26 protein-coding genes and 1 pseudogene are annotated in these 26,137 nt (G+C 31.9%); 14 read left to right on the top strand and 13 right to left on the bottom strand.

Features of this window, described 5'->3' with window-relative positions:
• Positions 1 to 18: 18 nt before the first annotated feature.
• The gene (locus ACTS9J_RS06130; RefSeq protein ID WP_219034288.1) at positions 19 to 2,808 is read right to left on the bottom strand and encodes a 2-oxoglutarate dehydrogenase E1 component; all 2,790 of its coding nucleotides are present in this window, start codon (positions 2,806 to 2,808) and stop codon (positions 19 to 21) included.
• Positions 2,809 to 2,965: 157 nt separating this feature from the next.
• On the opposite strand from ACTS9J_RS06130, the gene ACTS9J_RS06125 reads away from it, so the two are divergent.
• Positions 2,966 to 4,117 (top strand): sensor histidine kinase, encoded by a 1,152-nt coding sequence (locus ACTS9J_RS06125; protein ID WP_219034287.1) that lies wholly within the window; start codon positions 2,966 to 2,968, stop codon positions 4,115 to 4,117.
• A 476-nt stretch (positions 4,118 to 4,593) separates the two neighbouring features.
• Here the strand turns inward: ACTS9J_RS06125 and ACTS9J_RS06120 are convergent.
• The 3 genes and pseudogenes from ACTS9J_RS06120 to rsmA all read right to left on the bottom strand — a co-directional run bounded on the left by ACTS9J_RS06120 (position 4,594) and on the right by rsmA (position 7,181).
• A pseudogene (locus ACTS9J_RS06120) lies at positions 4,594 to 5,044 on the bottom strand (GyrI-like domain-containing protein).
• Positions 5,045 to 5,054: 10 nt separating this feature from the next.
• Complete coding sequence (mgtE, locus tag ACTS9J_RS06115; protein WP_221855313.1) at positions 5,055 to 6,410, bottom strand: magnesium transporter; 1,356 nt, start codon at positions 6,408 to 6,410, stop codon at positions 5,055 to 5,057.
• 3 nt (positions 6,411 to 6,413) lie between these two features.
• Positions 6,414 to 7,181 (bottom strand): 16S rRNA (adenine(1518)-N(6)/adenine(1519)-N(6))-dimethyltransferase RsmA, encoded by a 768-nt coding sequence (gene rsmA / locus ACTS9J_RS06110; protein WP_038332430.1) that lies wholly within the window; start codon positions 7,179 to 7,181, stop codon positions 6,414 to 6,416.
• A gap of 106 nt (positions 7,182 to 7,287) precedes the next feature.
• Between rsmA and ACTS9J_RS06105 the strand changes: the two genes are divergently transcribed.
• The 4 genes from ACTS9J_RS06105 to truB are packed head-to-tail and all read left to right on the top strand — an operon-like array spanning position 7,288 to position 10,079.
• Complete coding sequence (locus ACTS9J_RS06105) at positions 7,288 to 8,181, top strand: cell division protein FtsX (RefSeq protein WP_221855311.1); 894 nt, start codon at positions 7,288 to 7,290, stop codon at positions 8,179 to 8,181.
• A complete protein-coding gene (locus ACTS9J_RS06100) occupies positions 8,181 to 8,483 on the top strand; it encodes a DUF3098 domain-containing protein (protein ID WP_286496112.1) in 303 nt (100 codons plus the stop codon). The genes ACTS9J_RS06105 and ACTS9J_RS06100 overlap by 1 nt, the downstream gene beginning before the upstream one ends.
• Positions 8,483 to 9,367 carry an undecaprenyl-diphosphate phosphatase gene (locus ACTS9J_RS06095; RefSeq protein ID WP_448353040.1) on the top strand — a complete coding sequence of 295 codons (885 nt, stop codon included), beginning with the start codon at positions 8,483 to 8,485 and terminating at the stop codon, positions 9,365 to 9,367. The genes ACTS9J_RS06100 and ACTS9J_RS06095 overlap by 1 nt, the downstream gene beginning before the upstream one ends.
• Before the next feature lies 1 nt (position 9,368).
• Positions 9,369 to 10,079 carry a tRNA pseudouridine(55) synthase TruB gene (gene truB, locus ACTS9J_RS06090; protein ID WP_125349728.1) on the top strand — a complete coding sequence of 237 codons (711 nt, stop codon included), beginning with the start codon at positions 9,369 to 9,371 and terminating at the stop codon, positions 10,077 to 10,079.
• A 39-nt stretch (positions 10,080 to 10,118) separates the two neighbouring features.
• On the opposite strand, the gene ACTS9J_RS06085 is transcribed toward truB, so the two are convergent.
• Complete coding sequence (locus tag ACTS9J_RS06085; protein ID WP_114999497.1) at positions 10,119 to 10,781, bottom strand: alpha/beta fold hydrolase; 663 nt, start codon at positions 10,779 to 10,781, stop codon at positions 10,119 to 10,121.
• 8 nt (positions 10,782 to 10,789) lie between these two features.
• On the bottom strand, positions 10,790 to 11,611 hold the full coding sequence (locus ACTS9J_RS06080) for an AraC family transcriptional regulator (protein ID WP_180906175.1): 822 nt from the start codon (positions 11,609 to 11,611) through the stop codon (positions 10,790 to 10,792).
• A 195-nt stretch (positions 11,612 to 11,806) separates the two neighbouring features.
• Between ACTS9J_RS06080 and ACTS9J_RS06075 the strand changes: the two genes are divergently transcribed.
• From ACTS9J_RS06075 to ACTS9J_RS06055, 5 genes are all read left to right on the top strand, one after another.
• Positions 11,807 to 13,318 carry a succinate CoA transferase gene (locus tag ACTS9J_RS06075; RefSeq protein ID WP_286496110.1) on the top strand — a complete coding sequence of 504 codons (1,512 nt, stop codon included), beginning with the start codon at positions 11,807 to 11,809 and terminating at the stop codon, positions 13,316 to 13,318.
• Between the two features lie 104 nt (positions 13,319 to 13,422).
• Positions 13,423 to 13,701 (top strand): hypothetical protein, encoded by a 279-nt coding sequence (locus ACTS9J_RS06070; RefSeq protein ID WP_280035742.1) that lies wholly within the window; start codon positions 13,423 to 13,425, stop codon positions 13,699 to 13,701.
• 6 nt (positions 13,702 to 13,707) lie between these two features.
• Complete coding sequence (locus ACTS9J_RS06065) at positions 13,708 to 14,097, top strand: hypothetical protein (protein WP_221855306.1); 390 nt, start codon at positions 13,708 to 13,710, stop codon at positions 14,095 to 14,097.
• 9 nt (positions 14,098 to 14,106) lie between these two features.
• Positions 14,107 to 15,243 (top strand): glutathionylspermidine synthase family protein, encoded by a 1,137-nt coding sequence (locus tag ACTS9J_RS06060; RefSeq protein WP_286496109.1) that lies wholly within the window; start codon positions 14,107 to 14,109, stop codon positions 15,241 to 15,243.
• Positions 15,244 to 15,485: 242 nt separating this feature from the next.
• The gene (locus ACTS9J_RS06055; RefSeq protein ID WP_286496108.1) at positions 15,486 to 16,145 is read left to right on the top strand and encodes a DUF4240 domain-containing protein; all 660 of its coding nucleotides are present in this window, start codon (positions 15,486 to 15,488) and stop codon (positions 16,143 to 16,145) included.
• A 168-nt stretch (positions 16,146 to 16,313) separates the two neighbouring features.
• Here ACTS9J_RS06055 and ACTS9J_RS06050 read toward each other — a convergent pair whose 3' ends face one another.
• Both ACTS9J_RS06050 and ACTS9J_RS06045 read right to left on the bottom strand, forming a co-directional pair.
• A complete protein-coding gene (locus tag ACTS9J_RS06050) occupies positions 16,314 to 17,201 on the bottom strand; it encodes an IS3 family transposase (protein ID WP_448353039.1) in 888 nt (295 codons plus the stop codon).
• A 23-nt stretch (positions 17,202 to 17,224) separates the two neighbouring features.
• Positions 17,225 to 17,491, bottom strand: coding sequence for a transposase (locus ACTS9J_RS06045; RefSeq protein WP_219033924.1), 267 nt, complete (start codon positions 17,489 to 17,491; stop codon positions 17,225 to 17,227).
• 151 nt (positions 17,492 to 17,642) lie between these two features.
• Here ACTS9J_RS06045 and ACTS9J_RS06040 point away from each other — a divergent pair, with 151 nt between their 5' ends.
• Entirely contained in the window at positions 17,643 to 18,119 is a 477-nt protein-coding gene (locus ACTS9J_RS06040; protein WP_291047031.1) for a hypothetical protein, read from the top strand.
• Positions 18,120 to 18,225: 106 nt separating this feature from the next.
• Here the strand turns inward: ACTS9J_RS06040 and sucD are convergent, their stop codons facing one another.
• The 3 genes from sucD to ACTS9J_RS06025 form a co-directional block, all read right to left on the bottom strand.
• Positions 18,226 to 19,095, bottom strand: a complete 870-nt coding sequence (gene sucD, locus ACTS9J_RS06035; protein ID WP_280035736.1) for a succinate--CoA ligase subunit alpha — start codon at positions 19,093 to 19,095, stop codon at positions 18,226 to 18,228.
• Positions 19,096 to 19,262: 167 nt separating this feature from the next.
• Positions 19,263 to 20,189, bottom strand: coding sequence for a UDP-3-O-(3-hydroxymyristoyl)glucosamine N-acyltransferase (locus ACTS9J_RS06030; protein WP_114999484.1), 927 nt, complete (start codon positions 20,187 to 20,189; stop codon positions 19,263 to 19,265).
• A gap of 88 nt (positions 20,190 to 20,277) precedes the next feature.
• Entirely contained in the window at positions 20,278 to 21,060 is a 783-nt protein-coding gene (locus ACTS9J_RS06025; protein ID WP_448353038.1) for an META domain-containing protein, read from the bottom strand.
• Between the two features lie 165 nt (positions 21,061 to 21,225).
• Between ACTS9J_RS06025 and dnaG the strand changes: the two genes are divergently transcribed.
• Both dnaG and ACTS9J_RS06015 read left to right on the top strand, forming a co-directional pair.
• Positions 21,226 to 23,172, top strand: a complete 1,947-nt coding sequence (dnaG, locus tag ACTS9J_RS06020) for a DNA primase (protein ID WP_280035732.1) — start codon at positions 21,226 to 21,228, stop codon at positions 23,170 to 23,172.
• Positions 23,173 to 23,419: 247 nt separating this feature from the next.
• Entirely contained in the window at positions 23,420 to 23,911 is a 492-nt protein-coding gene (locus ACTS9J_RS06015) for a septal ring lytic transglycosylase RlpA family protein (RefSeq protein ID WP_286479718.1), read from the top strand.
• A 57-nt stretch (positions 23,912 to 23,968) separates the two neighbouring features.
• On the opposite strand, the gene ACTS9J_RS06010 is transcribed toward ACTS9J_RS06015, so the two are convergent.
• Entirely contained in the window at positions 23,969 to 24,295 is a 327-nt protein-coding gene (locus ACTS9J_RS06010) for a hypothetical protein (protein ID WP_448353037.1), read from the bottom strand.
• A 103-nt stretch (positions 24,296 to 24,398) separates the two neighbouring features.
• On the opposite strand from ACTS9J_RS06010, the gene ACTS9J_RS06005 reads away from it, so the two are divergent.
• Complete coding sequence (locus ACTS9J_RS06005; protein WP_448353036.1) at positions 24,399 to 24,710, top strand: hypothetical protein; 312 nt, start codon at positions 24,399 to 24,401, stop codon at positions 24,708 to 24,710.
• Positions 24,711 to 24,789: 79 nt separating this feature from the next.
• Here the strand turns inward: ACTS9J_RS06005 and ACTS9J_RS06000 are convergent, their stop codons facing one another.
• Positions 24,790 to 26,127: a hypothetical protein gene (locus ACTS9J_RS06000; protein ID WP_286496026.1), complete on the bottom strand. Its 1,338-nt coding sequence runs from the start codon at positions 26,125 to 26,127 to the stop codon at positions 24,790 to 24,792.
• Positions 26,128 to 26,137 lie beyond the last annotated feature (10 nt).

The following is a 26,137-nucleotide window of genomic DNA, read 5'->3' as shown; positions in this document are numbered from 1 at the left end:
ATCTATTAGCTTTATTTTTTAATTGAATACTTTATTAATTACCTCTTCGTAAATTGCAGCCCAACGTTTACTTGAACCTGGTGCTGTTGCAGCACTTTCTGCTGGAGAAACTACGTCGAATGGATATTTTCTTAACTTACGTAAGATATACATCCAAGCTCCCATATTTTCTGGTTCTTCTTGTGCCCAAACCAATTTAGCATTACCAAATTTAGAGATGATAGCATCTACTTTTTCTTCATTTAAAGGATATAATTGCTCTAAACGAATAATTGCAGTTTCTTTATCACCTAATTCTTGGCGTTTTTTGTCTAAATCGTAGTAGATTTTTCCTGAACAGAAAACTACTTTTTTCACTTTTTTCGCATCTACTGTTACATCTTCGATGATTTCTTGGAAACCTCCATTTGCGAAATCTGCTAATGATGATACTGCTGATGGATGACGTAATAATGATTTTGGTGACATTACAACCAATGGTTTGCGGTAATCTGTTACAACCTGTCTTCTTAATGCGTGGAAGAAGTTAGCTGGAGTTGTGATATTTGCAACAAACATATTGTTACCAGCACACATTTGTAAGAAACGCTCTAAACGTGCTGAAGAGTGCTCTGCTCCTTGCCCTTCATATCCATGAGGCAATAACATTACTAAACCATTTTGTAATTTCCATTTATCTTCTGCTGCAGAAATATATTGGTCGATTACGATTTGCGCTCCATTCACGAAATCTCCAAATTGAGCTTCCCAAATAGTTAACGCTTTAGGATTTGCCATTGCATATCCATAATCAAAACCTAAAACTGCATACTCAGATAATAATGAATTATAGATTCTTAATTGACCTTGTTCATTATTGATATGGTTTAATAAGATAATTTCTTCTTCTGTGTCTTCAGTTTTTACAACCGCATGACGGTGAGAGAAAGTTCCACGTTCTACATCTTCCCCAGAAACACGCACGTTACGTCCGTCTGTTAAGATAGAACCGAAAGCTAAAGCTTCTCCTAATCCCCAGTCAATTTTATCTTCCTCAATCATTTTTCCACGTCCTTCAATTAAACGAGAAACTTTTTTGATTAATTTTTTACCTTCAGGAACTGTAGAAACAGCTTTTGCAATTTCTTTTAATTTTGCTTCGTCGTAAGAAGTATTTGCTTGTTCAAAAACTTTTGCATCATCAGCAATTTCAAATCCTTCCCACTCTTCTGGCATGAAAGGGAAAATGTGATTACGCTCAATTTCTTTAGAAGCTTCGAAATTCGTTTCTAATAGAGCTTTAAATTCTGCTTCTTTTTGTTTAACGATTTCTTCTCCTATTACACCTTCTTTTAATAATTTATCCTTGTAAATTTCACGAGGATTTGGGTGTTTAGCGATTAAGTTATATAATTTAGGTTGAGTGAATTTTGGTTCATCACCTTCGTTATGTCCATATTTACGGTATCCTAATAAATCGATGAATACATCAGAACCGAATTCTGCACGATAATCTGCTGCAAAACGGAAAGCGTGAACTACCGCTTCTACATCATCAGAATTTACATGCATTACAGGAGACAATGTTACTTTAGCAACATCTGTACAATATGTAGATGTACGCGCATCTAAATAGTTTGTTGTAAACCCAACTTGGTTATTTACCACAACGTGTACTGTACCACCTGTTTTATATCCGTCTAATCCTGCCATTTGAACAACCTCGTAAACGATTCCTTGTCCAGCTACAGCAGCATCACCATGAATTAAGATTGGAATAATTTTAGAATAATCATCTTTGTAATCTTCCTCAACTTTTGCACGTGTAATCCCTTCTACAACTGCATCTACAGTCTCTAAGTGAGATGGATTTGGTGCTAAATTGATTCGGATATCTTTTCCATTCAATGCTTTGATTTGATTTGATGATCCCATGTGATATTTAACATCACCAGCCATTAAATCTGTATCAAAAGCTTTTCCTTCGAATTCTGAAAAGATTTGAGAATATGATTTTCCAAAAATGTTAGCCAAAACATTCAAACGACCACGGTGAGCCATCCCTACGATAACCTCTTGTACGCCGTGATCTGCAGAACGGTTAATCAATGTATCCAAAGCAGGAATTAAAGATTCATTTCCTTCTACTGAGAAACGTTTTTGTCCAACATATTTCGTGTGCATAAAGTTTTCAAAAGCAGTTGCTTCATTCAACTTTTCTAAAACACGTTCTTTCTCCTCCTTAGATAATTTTGGTTGATTCAAGTTTTGGTTTAACCAATTCTGAATCCAATTAATTCTTTGAGGTTCTCTTACATACATATACTCGATTCCGATAGATTCGCAGTACATGTTTTCTAAGTGTCCAATGATTTCACGTAAAGTGATTGGTCCACCAATACCTAAAATTTCACCAGCATTGAATGTCAATCCTAAATCGGCATCTGTCAAACCGAAGTTCTTGATGTCTAATGAAGGTTCAAAAGTTCTACGCGCTCTAACTGGGTTAGTCTTAGTAAACAAATGTCCACGAGAACGGTAAGCATCAATCAAATTGATTACTTTAAATTCTTTCTGTACGTTGTCTGGAACTTGAGATACTACTGCAGGATTAACTACTGCTTGCGTTGTTTGACTAGCTTTGTTAGGAGCTGTTTGTGTTGCTGGTGCAAATAATGGCTCTCCATCATATGTTGCATTCGCAAAGTCATACCCTTGGAAAAAAGCTTTCCAACTTGGTTCAATACTATCCGGATATTGGACGTATTGATCATATAAGTCGCCTATAAACTCTAAATGAGCGGCATTTAAAAACGAAAAACGATCCATAAATTTTACTCTCTATGAGATTTAGCTACAAAAATAAACTATTTAAGGCTTTAAAAAAAATTACTTTCATCATATTTATCTTATCTCGCCATAAAAATATATTATAATCAAATAATCATTACATTTGATATAAATTTAAGAAAGATTTTACATTTAGATGAGAAATTTTCTAACAAAAAAAATAAACAAACGTTGGATTGGCTTCTTTATAATATTTGTGATTTTCGCTATTACAATATGGTCGAGTAATAAAATTGTACAAGAGCTAAAACGTGAAGAACACAAACGTGTAGAGAATTATGCGCGATCGTTAGAGTTGATAAGCTCATCAGAATTTTTAGATCCGAAAACGCAAGATTTTCTATTCAAATTAATTGAAGACAACAAATCGATCCCTGTTGCACTTGTAGACGAAAAAGGCATTATTGTAGACACCAAAAATATTGATGAATCCATCGTAAAAGATTCGGTTCAATTAAAAAAATATGTCAACAAAATGAAATCGTCGGAACAAACAATTGATGTTGAATTAATCGGAACTAAAAATTATGTTTATTTCAAAAATTCAAAACTTCTCAATCAATTACAATATTATCCACTCATCATTATTTTATTGATTTTACTGTTTTTTGGATTTTCGTACTGGTATTTCAAAACAGTTCGTGACACCGAAAAAAGTTATTTATGGGCTGGAATGGCAAAAGAAACGGCACATCAAATTGGTACACCACTTTCTTCGTTGATGGGTTGGGTCGAATTATTGAAATTGGAAGAAATCGATCAAACTTCAGTCATAGAAATTGAAAAAGATGTGGATCGATTGAAACATATTGCCGAACGTTTCTCGAAAATTGGTTCAACTTCTGAACTCAAACAAACTGATATTATTTCAACTTCCAAACAAACAGTGGATTATATTTCGCAACGCATTTCGAAAGGAATTGAATTAAACTTTACTACCGATGTCGATGAATTTAACATCAATCTTAATTCTTCTTTATATAGTTGGGTTATCGAAAATTTGATGAAAAATGCCGCTGATGCAATGCAAAATAAAGGCGTTTTGGATATCGATATAAAAACGAAAGGTAAATTTGTCGAAATTTCTATTGCTGATACAGGTTCTGGAATTCCGACCAAATTGCAGAAAAAGATTTTTCAACCTGGCTTTACTACCAAAAAACGCGGTTGGGGATTGGGATTATCATTAGCAAAACGAATTATCGAAGATTATCACAAAGGAAAAATATTTGTAGCTAAATCATCTAAAGAAACGGGAACTGAGTTTAAGATTTTATTGAAAAAATAATCAGAAATATTACACAAAATCTTGATTATATAATGAGGTATACTTTTTGTGACTTTGTTAGAACGACAACTGTTTTGTAAAATTAATAATTATGAAAGCAAAAGATGTATTGAAAGAATTACACGAAAAATATGATTTATAAGACTAGAATTTCTTCTGAAGCTGCCCAAGATATTGAACAAGCTCTTTCTTATTATTCAAACTTTTCTACATCTGCGGCAAAATCTTAAGTTTTGGAAACTTTGGAAATAATCCTTTCTATCAAGTGAACTATAGAAATTTGCGTTCAAAACCTTTTAGATCTTTTCCTTATTTGTTTTTTTTTGAAACTAATGAAGAAGAAAAAACTTTTTTATTTATGCAGTTTTTAATGCGCATAGAAATCCTACAAAATATCCAAAATAAAAAATGAGCTGAAAAGTTTTACTTTCAGCTCATTTTTTTAATATTATTTTCTAATATATCAGTATTAATTACTATTCTTTTACACCAATATAAATCTCAATTTCTGCATCAGCAGGATTTTGAGCTTTTTCGGTGTACAATTCGTAATCATATTTATACGTACGATTTAGATTTGCATCATCATTCCAAATTTCTGTCCAAGTTTTTTCAACTGCTTCATACAATTCTCCTTTGGCAATATATTTTTTGAATGTTTGTGGCTCAAATTCTCGCCCAACCATCCCTTCTGGAATTTCATCTAAAGAAGAAACTTCGCAACCAATAATTGTCGTATATTTTCCTCTAAAATCACTTTCGTAATCTGTATAAAACCGAATAAATATTAGAGGTTATCGCATTCGGAATTTTAGCAATAATATTTTCTGCAAAAAATTGATGCCATAACTTTCCTAAATCTTCAATCGCTTGACTATTATTGTTAGATGTTTGGGTTGCAATTCCTATTATTTTTAATGTATTCATTTTATTTTTTTTAAAATCCTAAAATCATTTTCGCAATCGAAAAGTAAATCAATAAACCAAAGATATCATTACTTGTTGTGATAAATGGACCTGTTGCAATAGCAGGATCAACACCATATTTATGCAACATAATTGGAATAAATGTCCCAATCAAACTTGCTAAAATCATTACAATTACTAAAGCTAATACAATGGTTGAAGAAATTTCGTAGCTTGCGCTCATCAAGAAATGCGTCGCCAATAAAAGTACAAAAGCTAATAATGAACTATTCAATAAAGCCAATAACATTTCTTTTCCTAATCTTTTCCAAATAGAACCCGAAATATTACTATTCGCCAAACCTTGCACAATAATCGCAGAAGATTGCACACCAACATTTCCTGCCATGGCGGCAACAAGCGGTGTAAAAAAGAATAATTGCGGATACAAATTCATCGCATCGCTAAAACTTTGCGACACATTAACAGCAACAAAACTACCTACCAAAGCCAATAAAAGCCAGGGTAGACGAGCACGAGTTAATTTTAAGATATTATCATCCGAATCGACATTTTGAGTAATCCCGGCTGCTAATTGATAATTTTCTTCAGCTTCTTCACGAATAACATCAATCACATCATCCACCGTAATTACACCTACCAAACGCATTAATTCATCTACAACAGGCACTTCATACAAATCATATTTTTCGATTACTTTTGCAACCTCCATATCTTTTGAATAAGTCTTTACATATTGGATCTTTTCATTGTAAACATCAGCAACTTTTGTATTTGCAGAAGTCGTCAATAAACGCTTTAAACTCAACGTTCCAAGTAATTTTTCATCTTCATCAACAACATAAATAGAGAAAACCTCTTCTAAATCCTCAGCTTGTTTTCGCATTTGTTTTACTGCTGTAATTACCGACCAATCTTTGTTGACTTTTATCAACTCTTTCCCCATCAAACCTCCAGCCGTATCTTCGTCATAACGTAAAAGATCTACAATTTCACGGGCATGTTCTTGGTCTTCTAATTGCGCAATTACCTCATCTTTCTTTTCATCAGAAAGCTCATTAATAACGTCAACAGCATCATCGGTATCCATCTCATTAATGACATCTTCAGCAATTTCTTTTGCAGTAAGCGTTTTCAGGAATTTGCGTCGATCATCTTCTTCTAATTCAAGAAGGATATCAGCAGAAATTTCATTATCGAGTAAATCAATTACAAAAGATTGTTCTTTGGTCGAAAGCTCATCAAACAATTCAGCAATATCGGCGGGGTGCAAATCTTGCAACATCTCCTTAACTGCTTTTGCATTTTGCTGATTAATACTTTCGTTTAAATGTTCAATAAAATCTTTTGTAATTTTTACCTCCATAATCTATTTCATTCTTTTCGTTAACTCAATAAAATCTTCGACAGATAATTGTTCTGCGCGCATATTCAAAAACTCGTGATCGTTTAAATCTTCAGGAATTCCCAAAGCTTTCAACGAATTACGAAGCGTTTTTCTTCTTTGTCCAAAACCAGCTTTTACCACTTGAAAAAACCGTTTTTGTTCGACTCCTTCAATTTCTGTTCGGTAGCGTTTCATAATAATAACGCCCGATTTCACTTTTGGTGGCGGTGTAAAAACGTGTTCTGGAACGGTGAACAAATATTCACAATGATAATAAGCTTGAGCTAATACAGAAAGTATACCATAATCTTTTGTACCTTTTTTGGATGCAATACGTTCTGCAACTTCTTTCTGAAACATTCCACAAACTTCGGGAACAGTGTAACGCTCTTCTAAAGCTTTAAAAATAATTTGCGAAGATATATTATACGGAAAATTTCCTAAAATAGCAATTTGTTCATCAAACTTTGATGAAAAGTCCATTTTCAAGAAATCTTCAGAATGAATTTTAAATCCTGGATAAAATGGTTGATAATATTCTTTTAAATATTCGACTGATTCTGTATCAATCTCCACAACCTCTATATTTTTCTTTGCTTGTAAAATATATTTTGTCAACACGCCCATTCCTGGACCAATTTCTAAGACACGATCATAGCCTTCCCAAGTTAACCCTTCAGCGATGTCTCGTGCAATATTTTCGTCATTCAAAAAATGCTGACCTAAATGTTTTTTAGCTTTTACTTTCAAAAATTCTAAATTTTAAGTTTTCTTTAACCAACTTACCGTAGAATATATACGGAATATCTTTCTTGCGAAATAAGTTTTTTTTATCTTAGCCCCAAAATTAACCCAAATGTCAAAAACGAACGATAAATTTGAGAAAAAAAGACTGCGATCTTCAAACATCACTGTTGTGATTAGTATTTCGCTTGTTTTATTTCTATTAGGTATTTTCGGCTTAATTGTCATTAATGCACAAAGTTACGCAGAACATCTAAAAAGAGAGTTAAAAATCGAGGCATATTTTAAAGATGTCGAAGATCCAAAATTAAAAGATAAGGAGCTTGATTTACAGAAATCTTATATCGATTCGTTGAAGGTGAAGTATCCTTTTGTTGAAGCTACACAGTATATCAGCAAAGAGGATGCAGCTAAAATTGCGAAAAAAGATTTGGGTACGGATGGTAGTGATTTCTTCGAAGAAAGTATTTTCCCTGCATCAGTTCAAATTACATTGAACCCTGCATTAATACAATCTGTTGAACAAATTGATTCTATTAATAAGGTATTGGCAAAAAATCCGATTGTAGACGAAGTAAAAAGTGACAAAGAAGCGATGGTAACGATTTACCACAGCATCAACAAAATTACTTTTTGGATTATGATTTTTGCTGTTATTTTCTTGGTAATCGTTGTTGTATTAATCAACAACTCTATCCGTCTGAAAATTTACGCAAAACGTTTCAGCATCAAAACGATGCAATTAGTTGGTGCGCGTAGACGTTTTATTGTAAAACCTTTCTTGATAGAAGCCGCAGTTTTAGGTTTCTTAGCAGCATTTATTGCAGCAGTAGGATTAGGTTTCTTATGGTACATTTTAGCAACAAAAGTTGGTTTAGTACTTTGGAATCCAAGCTTCACTCCACTTATTATTATCTTAATTGGAATTGGAGTTGTTATTGCCGTTTTCAGTACATTGTTTGCTGCATGGCGTTATTTAAGATTAAAAACTGATCAACTTTATTAATGAAATCAAATTCTATCAATACAACAAAAAAATCAGCATCTACAAACGATGCTGGTTTTACTTTTTTATTTGGAAAAAGAAATTACATTTTCATGGCAATTGGTGTTGCGCTAATTGGTCTTGGATTTTTATTGATGACAGGACACGATGCGAACACAAGACCCGATGGAACGTGGGATGCAAATTATTGGAACGACGAAATCTATTCTTTTCGTAGAATTAGATTAGCGCCTTTTTTAGTTGTTGTTGGTTTCATCGTCGAGATTTATGCCATTTTAATCAATCCGAATAAAGAAAAATAATGAATACTTTACAAGCAATTATTATTGCTATTATAGAAGGTCTTACCGAATATTTACCAATTTCTTCTACAGCACACATGGGATTCACAGCAGCTTTGATGGGGATGCCAGAAAGTGAATTCTTAAAAATGTTTCAAGTTTCGATACAATTTGGAGCAATTTTATCAATTGTCGTTTTATATTGGAAAAAATTCTTTGACTTCAAAAATTTCAATTTCAATTTTTACATCAAATTAGCTTGTGCGGTTATTCCTGCCCTTATATTAGGAAAATTATTTGATGATAAAATCGAAGCTGTTTTAGGAAATCAAGTTGCTATTTCTGGAATGTTAGTTTTCGGAGGAATCATTTTATTATTTGTAGACAAATGGTTCAAAAATCCTAAAATTAATGATGAAAAAGATATTACATTAAAACAAGCAATTATTATCGGTTTTTGGCAATGTTTGGCTATGATGCCTGGTACATCTCGTTCCGCAGCCTCGATCATTGGAGGTATGACACAAGGTTTATCTCGTAAAGCAGCTGCAGAATTTTCTTTCTTTTTAGCAGTTCCGACAATGTTAGCGGTTACAGTTTATTCTATTTTTGTTAAAACTTGGGGAGAAGATACTGCAACACCAATGAAAGGTTACGAAATGATTTTGCAAGATCAAAACCATATTATATTATTCTTAATTGGAAATGTTGTCGCATTTATTGTAGCATTAATCGCAGTGAAAACATTTATCGCAGTTTTAACAAAATATGGTTTCAAATTTTGGGGGTTTTACAGAATTATCATCGGAATTATTTTATTGATTTATTTCTCTTACAATTCTCCAACACAAGCAGAAAAAGACAATACCGCTTCAGTAGAAACTACAATGATTCAGCACAAATAAGATGAACGTAGAAAAAATACAAGAAGGTCACGTTTTTTTGATTGATAAACCACTTGATTGGACATCTTTTGATGTTGTAAATAAGATTCGTTGGAACATTAGAAAAGCATATAACTTAAAGAAAATAAAAGTTGGACATGCTGGGACTTTAGATCCAAAAGCTACTGGACTTTTATTGGTTTGTACAGGGAAATGGACAAAACGCATTGATGAATTTCAGGCGCAAGAAAAGACTTATACTGGTACAATTAAATTAGGTGTTACAACGCCTACCTATGATTTAGAATCGGAAGAAAATGAAACTTTTCCGACAAATCATATCACAGAAGAAATTATTCGCGAAGCAACAAAACAATTTGTTGGAGAAATTGAACAATTTCCGCCAATGCATTCAGCGGTAAAAGTAGATGGAAAACGTTTATATGAATTAGCTCGCGAAGGTCAAGAAATAGAACGTAAAGCACGTAAAATAACGATTCACGATTTTAAAATTACAAAAATAGATTTACCTTTTGTCGATTTTGAAGTGAATTGTAGCAAAGGAACCTACATTCGTTCTTTGGCTTTTGATTTTGGAAAAGCAGTCAATTCTGGTGGATATTTAACAGCACTTCGTCGTACAAAAATTGGCGAATTTGATGTCATCAATGCTGAAAATTTCGCTTTAGAAAAAAGCTATTTTGAAGAAGAAAATACAACAGAAGAAGTATAAAATCAGAAAAGCTTGAACAAATGTTCAAGCTTTTTTTAGTTATAAAGTGATTAATACTTTATTTATTTCATCGCTCACTAATTTTGGCTTTTGCATCACCATAATATGTGTTCCGCCTTCTATTTGTATTGCATCTTTGATATATTCAATCGGAAAAACAATATCTTTTGTACCATGAATATGTGTAATATTTTCTTCATGATAAGCTGTAGAATGTTCCCAGTTTACAATCTTATGAATCGACCAACTTAAATATTCTTTGTTTCGAAACTCAAAAATATCGTCAATATTATCTTTTTCTCGATCAGTATAATATAATTTTCGCATCATCATGTACGAAAATGTCCGATCCGAAGTTAAGAAACTCATCGGAATTATTTTATGTGCATTAATAGAAGCCGAGAATCGAAATAACTTCGGAAGCTCTGCCCTATTCTTCACTGTCGAAATCAGAAATGTATGTTTTGGATTAATAAAACGATTCATTTCCTGCACAATTATTCCACCAAAAGATAATCCCATCAAAAGAAAATCTTCTGTGGGATTTATTTTATCTAATAATCTTTCGGTATAATGAGCCAAAGTTTCATCTTTCTCTGGATCTAACCAAGGAATATAAACTTGCTCAAAATCTTGTTCCAAGCGTAGATTTCGAAAAGCATTTGCGTTTGCGCCTAATCCACTTACTTGATAAATTTTCATACCTTAATTTATAATATATCTTTTTTCTTTGAGTAATCTGTTGGACGAACTCCAATTACTTTTTGGAATGTATTACTAAATGTTGGTAAACTATTGTAACCAACCATTGTCGAAATTTCACTGATTGAATACGTATTATCAATTAACAATTGTAAAGCGCGTAACATTCTTAAAATAGTGAAATATTGAACAAATGTCATATTCAAATCTTTTTGGAATAATCGTGATAATGATCGTTCAGAGAAACCGAATTCGGCTGTAATTTTCTTCATTGTAATCGAAGAATCCATATTATCATCTAAGAATTGAACGATTTTTTTCAGACGTTCGTCGTGTGGTAATGGAAGAGCTAATCGTAAACTACTTTTGCTTACTTTAGGTAATATTTCTTTAAAAGCTTGTGCAATTACATATTCGCTTCTGTTTTCTGGAACAATATCTCCTTTCCATTGGTTAGAAAATAATAAAAGCTCTAACAACAATCCATCAGCAGGATAGATTCCTACTTTTTTATAAAACGAATTATCACTTTCATTAATAGGGAAATATAAATTTCTCATAATCACCTCTGGTGTATTTGGGTGTATACTATGTTCCACATGAGGCGGTATCCACATATAGTGTCTTGCAGGTAAATAAAAAGTATCTTTTCCTATTTTTACATAAACTATTCCTCCCTCACAATAAAGAAATTGCGCTTTGTTATGTTTATGTTCTACCACGTATGCTTCCGAAATTTCCTTATGGTAACAGAAAATTGAGGTTGGTAATTTGTCAATTTCGGTTAGGTAATATCGTGTTTCGAACTTATTATCCAAATGTATATTCATAGTTTCTTTAATCTGCGAACTAATATAATAATTTATTTGATATGATGTATAATGTACACAAATAAAAATGTCCGAAATAGATAATTATTTGACTATTTTTAATATTAACTTTTTATTAATTAATCCAATATTTGTAATTCCCTTCGTTCAGAAGGGAACAATTATTGAATAGTATTAGAAAGAAAAAGTTGCATTATGTTGGAAAGAATAAAATTAACTAACTTACAGTCAAAAGTAATGACAGCAGAGGAGTCTGCCAAATTTTTTGAAGATGGAATGACTGTTGGTTCTAGTGGTTTTACAAGAGGAGGCGATACAAAAGTTGTATTAAAAGCTGTTGCGGAGCGTGCCAAATCTGAAAATTTAAAAATCACTTTAGTAACAGGAGCTTCATTAGGACATGGTACAGACGCAGCTTTAGTAGAAAGTGGAGCATTAAAAAAACGTTTACCATTCCAAGTAGACACTGTAATGCGTAAAAATATAAATGCAGGTAATGTTTTATTTATCGATCAGCATTTAGGAGAAACTGCTGAACATATTTTAGATGGACAATTTAAAATTAATTTAGGTGTTTTAGAAGTTGCTGAAATTTTAGAAGATGGTTCTTTAGTACCTACAACTTCTATCGGTAATAATGCTGAAATTGCTGCAAATGCAGACAAATTAATCATTGAGATTAACACGTCTATCCCTACAAATATAAAAGGTATTCACGATATTTATAGTGTAGAAGAATATGGAAAACGTACACCAATTAACATCACTGCTTGTGATACAAAAATTGGAACAGAAACAATAAAAGTAGATCCTTCTAAAATTGTTGGAATTGTTTTTCACGACATTCAAGATGCTCCAGGAGACATTCAACCAGCTGATGAAGCGACTGCTGCAATTGCTCAAAACATTGTGAAATTCTTCGAAAATGAAGTTGAAGAAGGTCGTCTTACAAAATCATTAATGCCATTACAATGTGGTATTGGTAAAGTTGCAAACGCTGTTTTAGGTGGTTTAGAACATTCTGATTTTGAAGATTTAGTAATGTACTCAGAAGTTTTACAAGATTCTACATTTGACTTAATTGATTCTGGAAAAATGAAGTTTGCTTCGGCATCTTCTATGACAGTTTCTCAAGAATGTTATGACCGTGTTATAGGAAACATCGACAATTATAAAGATAAAATTGTTTTACGTCCTCAATCTATTTCTAACTCAGCCGAAGTTATTCGTCGTTTAGGAATTATTGGAATCAATACATCTTTAGAGTGTGATATTTATGGTAACGTAAACTCAACTCATGTTTCTGGTACACACATGATGAATGGTATTGGAGGTTCTGGAGATTTTGCTCGTAATGCATTTATCTCAATCTTTGTTACTGCTTCTATCGCAAAAGGTGGAAATATTTCTTCTATCGTTCCGATGGTTTCTCATCACGATCACACAGAACATGATGTAGATATTATTGTTACAGAGCAAGGTTTAGCCGATTTAAGAGGTTTAGCACCACGCGAAAGAGCAATCGAAATTATCAACAACTGTGTTCATCCAGATTATAAAGGTGAATTATTATCTTATTTCGAAAGAGCTTGTGCAGAAAGAGGTGGTCAAACGCCACATATCTTAGAAGAAGCGTTCTCTTGGCATACAAGATTGAAACAAACAGGTTCTATGAAAAAAGAAGAATTATTAGTTTTGAATCATTAGAATAATAAATAATAAGACTATACTTTTTCAAAAAGCATAATTCAGAAATTCTGAATTATGCTTTTTTTGTGAAATAATGTAACTTTGTTAGAAGTCTAAGAAACATGAAAAAAATACTTTTAGTAACACTACCATTGACAACTTTTTTTGCGTGTCAATCTAATCAAAACGAAAATCAAAATTTAGAACAAATTGATAAAAAATCAGCTCGTGAAGTTGTTTTAACAACAGAAACTAAAGGCGACTCTGTTTTACATATTACCAAACAAAAAATTTGGTCAAACGATTTGATGATTGCAGAAAAAGTAGATACTTTGATTACGCACAAACAATATACACCTACCGATTCTACCAAAATTCCTATTTACGTAACCATTCAATAATCTATCATGAATAAAAGAGAAAAAAGAGCAAGTAAAGTCGTGACTTTAGTGTTAATTTCTTCGGTTCTTAGTTCATGTATGAATCGTGAAGAAGCGCCTGTTACGAACAATGCACAAAAGGTATATATGCGTGCAGATTCTACTGCTCCTTACACAGATGTTACGTCAAATTATGCATCTCATTCTGGTGGTTCGCATCACGGTGGAATGGGTAGTTCGTTGCTTTGGTTTATGGCTTTTCGTAGCTTAACTGGCGGCGGAATGGGCTATGCAAGTCAAGGTTTGCATCAACAATCTAATGTTGGAACAAACGCAGCAAAAGCACAAGCGTATAAAAGTCAAACTGTTCGCGGTGGATTCGGAAAATCTGCTTCTTCTCGTTCAGTTTCATCTTAAACAAATTTTATGCAATTAAAAAGAATAAAAGCTGACGAAAACTGGCAAGAAAGGTTAGAAAATATTGGCTTTGGCTATCATACAGACGAAAATAAACAAACCTATTGGGTAGAAGATTATTACTATTCTATTTCGGAAAAAGAAGCGGATAAAATCTTTGAAGCGACAAACGAATTGTGGGAAATGTGCTTGAATGCTGTCGAACATGTGATTCAAAATAATCGTTTGGACGAATTTAAAATTCCAAAATTTATTCAACCTTATTTGATTGATACATGGGAAAATGATGCGCCAAGTATTTATGGACGTTTTGATTTTGCTTACGATAATGATCAATTGAAAATGTTAGAATTCAATGCTGATACACCTACTTCGTTGTTTGAATGTGGTGTTGTACAATGGTTTTGGATGGAAAATTATTTTGGAGAAACAAAAGATCAATTCAATTCTGTTCACGATAAATTAATTGAAACATGGAAAATGTTAAAACCTTATTTGAAAGGTGAAACCTTGCATTTTTCTTGCGTGAGAGAATCGTTAGAAGATTTGACGAATATCGAATATATCAGAGATTGTGCGATACAAGCCGGAATTAATACCAAATTAATTTATGTAGACGAAATCGGTTGGAATAATGTCAATTTTGTTGATTTAGAAGAAGAACCAATTACAGATATTTTCAAACTTTATCCGTGGGAATGGATGATGAACGAGTTGTTTGCATACAACATCAAAAATGATGAAATCAACGCAAATTGGATAGAACCAGCTTGGAAAATGATTCTTTCGAACAAAGCTATTTTACCAATTTTATGGGAATTGTATCCAGATCATCCATTATTATTAGAAGCTTATACAGATTCACCAAAAGAGATGAAGAATTATGTCAAAAAACCATTGTTATCTCGTGAAGGCGCAAATGTAGAAGTTGTAAAAAGTGGAGCTATTTCGGAGCAAACTTCTGGCGAATATGGCGAAGAAGGTTTTATTTATCAAGCTTTGGCTAATTTACATCACGAAGAAACAGGTTATACCATTATCGGAAGTTGGATTATTGGGCAAGAATCGTGTGGAATTACGTTCCGCGAAAGTGACCAATTTATTACAACCGATAAAAGTCGTTTTGTTCCGCATATTATTGAGTAAAATATTTAAAACCAAAAAGTCTAATTCCACTTCGAATTAGACATTTTTTAGTTTAAACAAAATCAAACAATTACCTTAAAAATTGTAAATAGTTTAAAAATTAATAGGTTTCATCATATTTTATTTATAAATTATAAAAAGATTTTATTAAAATGTTTTATCAATTAAAGGTTTAAGAAATAAAACGTTAGATAATTTTTTACGAATCAAAACCAACTAAATACAAACTAAAAAGTAGAAATATGGATTTTTTAGATGATTTGTTTAACTCTTCAACCCTTCCCTCAGAGCGCATTTCGCGTATGCTCGAAGAAGATTTGTTTTGGCAAATTATAGAAAATTCTTTGCTCAATGCCAATAATTTGCAAGATCAAGAAAAGGCTTTGGAACAAGAATTAGAAGATCTAACTGCCGAGGATATTATTGGTTTTCAACTTCGATTAGAGTTCTACTCCTATTCATTACATTCGCCTGAAATATGGTGTGCAGCTTGTATTATGAATGATGATACAGATCCAACACATTTCTATTATTTCAAAAATTGGATTATTTCGCAAGGACAAGAATTGTTTGAAAAGGCAATTTTGAATCCTGATAATTTAGCTGATTATTTTAACGAAGGCTTCAACGAAGATGATTTATATGAGTTTGAAGATTTTCATTTAATCGCTGATAATGTTTTCTATGAAAAATTCGAACACAAAATTATTGACTTTGTAGACAAAGAATGTTTTAAATTTTATACCGAAAAATCTCCAAAACCTGAGTTTGATTGGGATGACGAAAATTTAACCAATTTGCAAATCATTTGTCCAAGATTATTCAAAGTTTTTATCGAAGATTATCCTCCTGACGACGACGAAATGGAAGATGATTTTGATGATGAAGACGAGTTTTTATAATGATAATATTTAATACCCATTTTATTCCTTCAATGGAAGATGGTGCTCTAAGGAAAATTGTCACATTAATTTCAGTAGTTGCCTATTTCTTTTTTATATTAATAGGATATAGCTCTTTCAATTATTTTTTAATTTCTGGACTTATTATAGTTTGTAATCTTCCCCTTGTTAAGAACACTTAAAAGTAGAGTTTTTATTTAATATTATTGTATTATTATTTTGATTAATTTGAAATGTAGGAAAATCATTAGGATTTTTGACCTTACCATATTTCAATAAAAAGTTTCTAGGAGAAAGATATTGCAAAGAACTATGTGGTCTTTCATTGTTATACATCCACATCCAAATTTCTGTATAATTTTTCATTTCTTTGATATTTTCAAATAAATAAGCATTTAAAAAATCTGTTCTAAAAGTTCTATTAAATCTTTCAATCAAAGAGTTTTGCGTAGGTTTCCCAGGTTGAATATAATATAATTCAATGGCTTTTTTTTGACAAAATAGTTTTAGTTTTTCAGCAATAAATTCTGTACCATTATCTACTCTAATTTTCTCAGGTTTCCCTCGCCATTCGATTAGTTTTTCTAGTTCAGAAATTACTTTAGCTGAAGGTAAACTTGTGTCGATACAAATACTCAAAATTTCTCGATTAAAATCGTCTATAATATTCAAACTTCTCACGCTTTTTCCGTTTTCTAAACTATCATGCATAAAATCCATACTCCACGTTACATTTGGATAAATCGGACGTAAAAGCGGCTCTTTAATACTTGCAGGAAGTCTTTTTTTACGTTTATTACGTAGGTTAAGTTTCATCGAAGTATAAATTCGATAAACTCGTTTATGGTTCCAAGTAAAGCCTAAATTTCGTAAACGATAATGCATCATCCAAAAGCCCCAAGTTTGATGCTCGTTAGATAGTGCTATCAATTGAAAACGTATTTTATCATCCTCATCTTTACGTACTTTTTGATAATAAAAAACGGATGTTCTTAAGCTAAATAGACGACAAGCCCTGCGAGAACTTAGTTGATGTTTTGCTTTTGAATACAACACCAATTCTCGTTTTTCACAAGGCGTTATAGCTTTTTTTCGATAACATCTTTTAAAACTACGTTTTCTAAAGTAAGCTCTGCTACAATTTTTTTATATCGGGACAATTGCTTCTCTAGTTCCTTTAATTGAGCTAATTGATGGGCTTCCATTCCGCCATATTTACTCTTCCATTTATAAAAAGTGGGTTGGCTTATTCCATGTTCACGACAAATTTCATTGACTGTTTTGCCTTGATTTTGTTTTGATAAGATCTTGACGATCTGAACTTCTGTAAAATTGCTTTGTTTCATAATTATCCCTAAGTTAATAAACTATATTTTTAAACGTTCCGTTTTTTAGGGAAGATTACACATTCAACTTTATTTTATAATTAGTAATAGTAAAGAGTCTTATGAATTTAATAACAACAGACTTATTTATACTAATTTAGTATATAAGAAAGTGATAGCTTTCACAAGCTATAGTATTACAAACGGTGAATATAAAGATTCTTATAAAAAGAAATCTAATGGACAATTAATTCAATTGTATGCTGATAATAAAATAGTTTGTCGTATTAAAGAAGTTCATAATAAATATGTGTTTGATGAGATTCTATCTTATTTAAAAACTAATTATCCTGAAATAAAAAAGAATGAAGATTTTGAAATAAGTTTTGTAGAAAAAGAATATATTATAATTACATCATTGACTTTCTCCTCTTTAATAATATTTATTTTATCTTTTAGCATAGAAAATTATCATCCTGATAAAATACAAGAATACAAAACCATTAAAGGTCATATGGCTTATCAACCAGAAATAGATTTTAGTGGAAAAAGAAAAAATCGAAAAGAATATTTAATCTTTAAATTAAAAGAATATCCTCAAATAAATTTCGAAGCCAATTCGATTTATTATTTATGTTTGGAGGAGTAGTATTAGTTGGATTTATTACATATAATATTTATAACATAACAAGAATTTTAAAATAAAAAAAGGAACTCAAATTTGAGTTCCTTTACTATTTTGATTAAGAATATTCTTATCCTAAAACTTTTGCAACTGTAGCTCCAATATCAGCAGGAGATGCAACAACGTGGATTCCACATTCTTCCATAATTGCCATTTTAGCTTGTGCTGTATCATCAGCTCCACCAACGATAGCTCCAGCGTGTCCCATTGTACGACCTTTTGGTGCAGTTTGTCCTGCAATAAATCCTACAACTGGTTTAGTTCCATTTACTTTAATCCAACGAGCAGCCTCAGCTTCTAATTGTCCACCAATTTCACCAATCATTACGATACACTCAGTTTCTGGGTCATTCATAAATAATTCAACAGCTTCTTTCGTTGTAGTTCCAATAATTGGGTCTCCTCCAATTCCGATTGCTGTAGAAATTCCGTAACCAGCTTTTACAACTTGGTCAGCAGCTTCGTAAGTTAAAGTTCCTGATTTAGAAACGATACCAACTTTACCTTTTTTGAAAATGAAACCTGGCATAATACCAACTTTTGCTTCCTCAGAAGTGATAACACCAGGACAGTTAGGCCCGATTAATGTTACATCTCTTTGATCAACATACGCTTGTACTTTTACCATATCTTCTACTGGAATACCTTCTGTAATACAGATAATTACTTTGATACCTGCTTCTGCAGCTTCCATTACAGCGTCAGCAGCGAATGCTGGTGGAACGAAAATAATAGAAACGTCTGCTCCTGCTTGATCAACAGCATCTTTTACTGTGTTAAAAATTGGTAACCCTAAGTGAGTTTGTCCTCCTTTCCCTGGAGTTACACCACCTACTACTTGTGTTCCATATTCAATCATTTGCTCAGCATGAAAAGTTCCTTCTTTCCCTGTGAAACCTTGAACGATTATTTTTGAATCTTTGTTTACTAATACAGACATTGTGATTTTTAATTTACACAAATATAAAAGGAGTTTTGCATTTTAAAAAATATTCAATGTAAAAAATACACTAAGTCTTTATTAGAACAGGACAAAAAAGGATAAGATATTTATCATAAAAAAAGCCGACCAAACGGTCGGCTATAAAATATTTTCTATAGATAATTTTATTTTCTCTTGTAATCGCGAACCATTATCTCTGTGACAGCCATTTTTTTATACAATCCTCGAGCCTCTTCAGCTGGATAACCAAAATATGTTTTTCCTCCTTCCAGAGATTTACTAACTCCTGCTTGTGCTAATAATACCGCTTTTGTACCGATTGTTACACCACTTGTAATCCCAACTTGTCCCCAAATAGAAACTTCGTCTTCTACATTTACACAACCAGCAATTCCAACTTGCGAAGCAATCAAACATTTTTTACCAATAATTGTATCGTGACCAATCTGAATTAAATTATCCATTATTGTTCCTTCACCAATAATTGTAGAAGCAGAAACTCCTCTATCTATCGTACAATTCGCACCAATTTCTACATTATTTTCGATGATAACATTTCCGACAGATTTTAAACGATCAAAACCTGTTTCGCGGTTTTTGTAGTAAAATGCATCAGCTCCTAAAACTGTTCCCGAACGAATAATTACATTATCTCCGATAATTGCATAATCATTGATTGAAACATTAGAATGAATCACACAATTTTTTCCAATTTTGACATGATTTCCTATAAATGCGCCTGGCTGAATAATTGTTCCTTCACCTATTTCTGCAGAATCAGAAATTTGTTTTGTAGCAGCTTCAAACGCCATAAAATGTTGTCCAATTTTGACAAAATCACGGAAAGGATCATCAGAAATCAACAAAGCTTTTCCTTCTGGACAATCAACTTCTTTGTTAATCAAAACGATTGTAGCATTCGATTGTAACGCTTTATCATAATATTTTGGATGATCAACAAAAACTATATCTCCCGCTTCTACACGGTGAATTTCATTGATTCCTTCTACTGGAAAATTTTCGTCTCCAATAAATTTCGCATCGATAATTGATGCTATATCTTTTAATTGATGTGTTTGTGGAAATTTCATCTTTCTCTCCTTTTAAAAAGTCTACAAATATAAAAATAAAAAAGCTGTCAAAAAATGACAGCTTTAATGATTTATAAATTGAATTTCATTATTTTTTCTTGAAAACCATTGTTTTAACATCATTTGCAAACAAAACTAATTTTCCGTCTACAATTTCGTATTTATTTACATTATTAAAACGCTCTCCAAAAGCATCATAATCTACACCTTGACAAGCCATTCGCGTAGTGGCGATGTTTTTTACTGTCAATGAATTACCAACTGCTACATAAGCACCTATCAAATTATTACATCCATCATTACCAGAAACCTTGTTATTTTGAAATGTTAATCTAGGTTTTTGATTTGGGAAACGATCATCTAATGTTTTGGCACTTCTATCTTTACCAATAAATTCTTCTAATTCCCAAGAACCTGCTAAATTACCAGGACGAACAAAAGTCATGATGACAATATCTCCTTGAATTAATAATAATTTATTATCTGAAATAGAGTATTTTAATTTTCCGTTTAATTTTGAACTGAAATTAGAATCTTCTACATTTTGACAAGCTTTCATCGTAGACATCATATTACCAAATGTTATTTCATTTCCAGAAATTGTAACTCCTCCATTCAAAGTATTACAACCATCCGAAGCATTTAACATACTATTCGAGATAAAATTAAGGTAAGGAGTTCCCATTGGATAAGCTTCTGCAATAGAACCTGCCTTCATAAAATTGATTTGGCTCAACTCCCATTTCCCTAAAATAGAGTTGTTATTTGTGTTTTCAGTATTACCTATCACGTTATTAACAGTAGAACAAGATGTTAAGAATCCTGTTGCTAAAATTGCTGCAAAAGATATTTTTAAAATTGTTGATTTCATAAAATTTAATTTCAAGTTTCAGTCTAATATACGAATATCATACCAAAATCTCAAAAATGTTAAAATTCGTTTCTACAAAGGTTTTGAAAAGATGAAGCCAAGTAAAGAATTTGTTTTAATTTTGAGAAATAATTTGTTTACACAATTCTCAAAAAATAATTCAATTTGATTTCTCAAAGAACGATAGATATAATTTTCGAAACAGCTCGTGTAGAAGAAGTTGTTGGTGATTTTGTAACCTTAAAACGTGCAGGTTCTAGCTTAAAAGGACTCTCGCCTTTTGGGAACGAAAAAACGCCTTCTTTTGTTGTTTCACCTGCCAAACAAATCTGGAAAGATTTTTCTTCTGGAAGAGGTGGAAATGTTGTGACTTTTTTGATGGAAGTTGAACAATTTACTTATCCAGAAGCCTTGCGATGGTTGGCAAAACGTTATAACATCGAGATTGAAGAAGATGGTGAATACACTTTTGAGCAACAACAAGAGGAAAAAGATCGCGAAAGTTTATATATCTTGACTGATTTTGCGAAGAAATTCTTCACTAATCAATTGCATAATTCGGAAGAAGGGAATTTGATTGGATTAAGTTATTTCCGCGAACGTGGCTTTACCAAAGAAACCATCGATAAATTTGAACTTGGTTATTCGCCAAAACAATGGGATGCTTTTGCTGAATATGCCTTAAAAAATGGTTATTCGAAAGAATTGATTGAAGAAGCTGGTTTAGCAACTTTCAAAGAAGATAATAAGAAATATGACAAGTTTCGCGAGCGTGTAATGTTTCCTATTTATAGTTTTTCGGGACGTACGTTGGGTTTTGGTGGACGAATTTTGCGAAATGATGCCAAAGCAGCAAAATATTTAAACTCTCCCGAAAATAAAATTTACCATAAAAGTAAAACGTTATACGGATTATTTCAGGCGAAACAACACATTACAAAAGCTGATCAATGTTTCTTGGTCGAAGGTTATACAGATGTTTTGTCTTTGCATCAAGCCGGAATTCAAAATGTAGTGGCGAGTTCTGGAACAGCACTTACAAATGAACAAATTCGTTTGATAAAACGTTTGACAGAGAATATCATTGTGATGTACGATGGTGACAATGCTGGTATCAAAGCGTCTTTCCGTGGAATTGATATGATCTTGGAACAAGAAATGAATGTCAAAATTCTTTTGTTACCAGAAGGCGAAGATCCAGATTCGTTTGCGAAAAAACATTCGACAACTGAAATCGAAGCGTATATAAAAGAAAACGCATCTGATTTTATTCGTTTCAAAGCAAATGTTTTGTTGGAAGATGCGAAAAATGATCCTATCAAAAAAGCTGAATTAATCAGAGAAATTGTAAAATCGATTTCGCTTATTCCGAATATTATCAAGCAAGAAGTTTACATTGCAGAAACTTCTAAAATAATGGAAATTCGAGAAGAAGTTTTGTTCAAAGAATTGGCTCAATTGCAAAATTCTGGCGATAAATCGACTTCTTCGTCTTCTCATATTACCGATAATGCGCGAACTAAAAAACCTGCTATTTCGGTTGTTCCGTCTACAAAAGAAGTCATCAATGTTCAGCAAACTGTAGAAAATGAAATCATTAAGTTGATTATGCAATTTGGTGATTTAGAAGTTGATTTGAAGAACGAGAACAACGAGCTATATAAAACAACAGTTAACCAAGAAATCATTTCTCAATTTGATGAAAACGAGTTAAGTTTAAGTAATCCTCTTTATCAATCTATTCTAGAAGAAGTGAAAGTTGGTTTGGGAAATGATGAATTGCGAACAGGGACTTATTTTTCTCGATTAACCAATCCAGAAATTGTACAGCTTGCTTCGGAAATGATGTTAGAAAAACATAGTTTAAGCGAAAACTGGACAGTAAAGCAAGGCATCAACATTAAGAAAAAAGAAGAATTTGTGCACAAAGATTTATTTGATGTTTTACTTCGCTTCAAAATTATTTACATAGATAATGTGATTAAAGAATTGATGCATCAAACAAAAAATCCTGAATTATCAATCGAAGAAACAAGTCAAATTCTTCAACAAATTATGCATTTTACTGGATTAAAAAATATCTTAAATCAACATCTTAATCGCGTCATTTAATTTAACATTTACTTGTTAAAAGATTAATATATTGATTAATAAATATTTACGTAATAATTGTAAATAATTCTTAAAAATTTTAATAAGTAACTATATTTTTAACTTATAGTTAACAATTCTTTCTAAAGCTACTAAACATAGACATTTAGGTATCTTTTCTTTTCTAAAAAACATTAGAAAAAACTATGCATGTACAAACAAAATCTATTATGCTTATTTTAGATAAAGATTCAGAAAGAACTAAAGAATGACAAAGAATATTTTAACATTATTAGTAATGCTGATGATTATCCCAATGGCTCAAGCTAAAGGAAAATCAAACTTTTCAATAGAAAATCCGTTACCAGTTGCTATAACTAAAAATTTGAAACTTAATTTAATCAATAAATTTTCAGATTTTAATAAAACAGATAATACTGCGATTTCGGAAATTGTTGAAAAAGCTGGAAAAAAAGTAAGTGGAATTGTATCATGGTATGCTGATAAATTTCACGGTAAAAAAACTTCTAGTGGCGAGTTATATAACAAAAACAATTTAACTGCAGCACACAAAACTTTACCATTCGGTACAAAAGTTAAAGTAACTAATACAAATAACGGAAAATCTGTTGTTGTAAAAATAAACGATAGAGGACCGCATACAAAATCTCGTTTATTGGATTTGAGTAAAGCAGCGTTTACTTCTATAGGTTCTACTAATGCGGGAACATTGAACGTAGAAATGGAAGTTGTAGAGTAAAACAATTTTTAGATATTAAAAAGAAAAGGATTGAACAATGTTCAATCCTTTTTTATTTTAGTCATCATGATGTTTATGATGTCCTTTCTTTTTATAATAATTTCCATTATTTTTCTTTTGTTGACCTGGTGCATATCGTTTTGCAGATTTATCACCATGTACTTTTTTGTGTTGACCTGGTGGTAAGCTACGATGGTCGTCATATCTCACTTCGTATTTCGGATATTTCTTATACTTCTTTTTGTGTTTATGCTGATGTTCTAACCCATATATAGTTGTAGAACCATCACACGATACCAAAAATAAAGCAGCGAAAGCAAAAACGGCAATCAAGTTGATTTTTTTTAATACTGTTAGTTTCATAATCATATTCATTATATTCATTTTGAGATAAGACAATAACCTTACCAAAAAAGACTTTACAATATTTTAATGAATATACTGATTGGAATAGTATTTGAGAATCAATAATTAAACTATTAAAATTATGAAAGAAAAAATCCAATACCGCTACAAAACAACGAACGAAGCTTTAGACGAACTAAAAGAAAATGGTTTTACTATTGACTATAATATCGAAAAAGATCAATTAAAACAAGCTCCTGAAATCTTTGATATCGTATGCATTTATCGTTACGAAGGAATGTCTGATCCTGATGATGAGTCTTCGGTTTATGGTATAATCAATAATCAAAACGGAGATAAAGGTGTTTACGTGGTTGGAAATTTATCAACAGATTACGATGTCGATCATTTCTTGGTTGATTTGGAAATAAAACGTAGAACAATTCAAGAATAAGAATATTACAATTATTAATCAAATAAAAAAGCTCGATGCAAATGCATCGAGCTTTTTAGATTTTATAACATCTTTCTAATTAGAAAGGATATTCATAAATTTTTGATTCGTGGAAGTAAGGGTGACCTTTTGCTTCTAAGTTTAATTTAGAAACTGCATTCATAACTACGAATGTAAATAATCCACCGATTCCAACTAATGCTCCAATTTCCATTAAACCAAAGTTGTGGAATGGTCCAACAGCTGCTGGCATAATTTGGTTGTAGAAATCCCAGTAGTGTCCAAAAATGATAACAAATCCCATCGCGAAAACGATTTGATAACGACGTTTCATGCTTGAAGAAATTAAAATCAAGAATGGAGCTACTAAGTTAATAATCAACATCCAGAAATATAATGGGTATTGCGCCATACGTTGTTGGAAGTATTGAGCTTCCTCAGGAATGTTTGCGTACCATTGTAACATGAATTGACAGAACCATAAGTATGACCATAATAATGAGAAACCGAACATGAATTTTGTTAAATCGTGTAAGTGGTTATCATTGAATAATGGTAAAGCGTTCTTTCTTTTTAAGTAGATAGAAATAATTGCCATAATAGAAACCGCAGAAACTAAGTATGAAACCATTCCGTACCACATAAATAATGAAGAGAACCAGTGTGGATCTAAAGACATCACGAAATCCCAAGCAAATGCTGCAGAACAAATTGCGAAAATCACTAAGTAAATTACTGATTTTTTGTACAATTGAGCGTACACTTTTAAGTCTCCGTTTGTCTCATCTAATTTGCGTGTTGCGTTTTTAATTACTGGTAACATTAAAGATAATACTACTAAGTAAATAACACAACGTATTAACCAGAAGTTAGGGCTTAACCAAAGTTGAGCTTTGTTTGCCATGTAGATATCATACTTCTCGCTATCAGGATTTATTAAATCAGCATCCATCCAGTGGAATAAGTGATTCATATGAAAATAAGATCCTAAAACGATGATAGCTACAAGTACAGAACCAACTGGTAAAAATGACGCGATAGCCTCCATAACACGAGATACTACCATAGACCAACCAGCGTTAGCTACGAATTGAATACATAAGAAAAACAAAGCAGATGCCGCAATACCAAACGATAAATAAGCTGGTACATAGAAAGCAGCCCAAGGTCTGTTTTTCAATAAATTTGTCAAATGCTCCATGTGTCCAGCATGATCTGTGTTCATAGATGCATAAGAATCTGAAATGTAGTCACCAAAAAATTGAGTTGGGTGAGCTTCAATCAAACCGTTAATATATTCAGTTGAATTAGCAACATCTTGTTGATGTAAGAAAAATCCTATCCCGTAAAGTACAACACCTATAACAGCTAAGATAAGTGATGCATTTTTTAATCTTGGGGAAAATGTATATTGCATAATAATTAAC

This window comes from Empedobacter sp. ULE_I140 (assembly GCF_053482575.1).
Note: the sequence above shows the minus strand (reverse complement) of the source record. Positions and strands in the feature narration are given on the sequence as shown.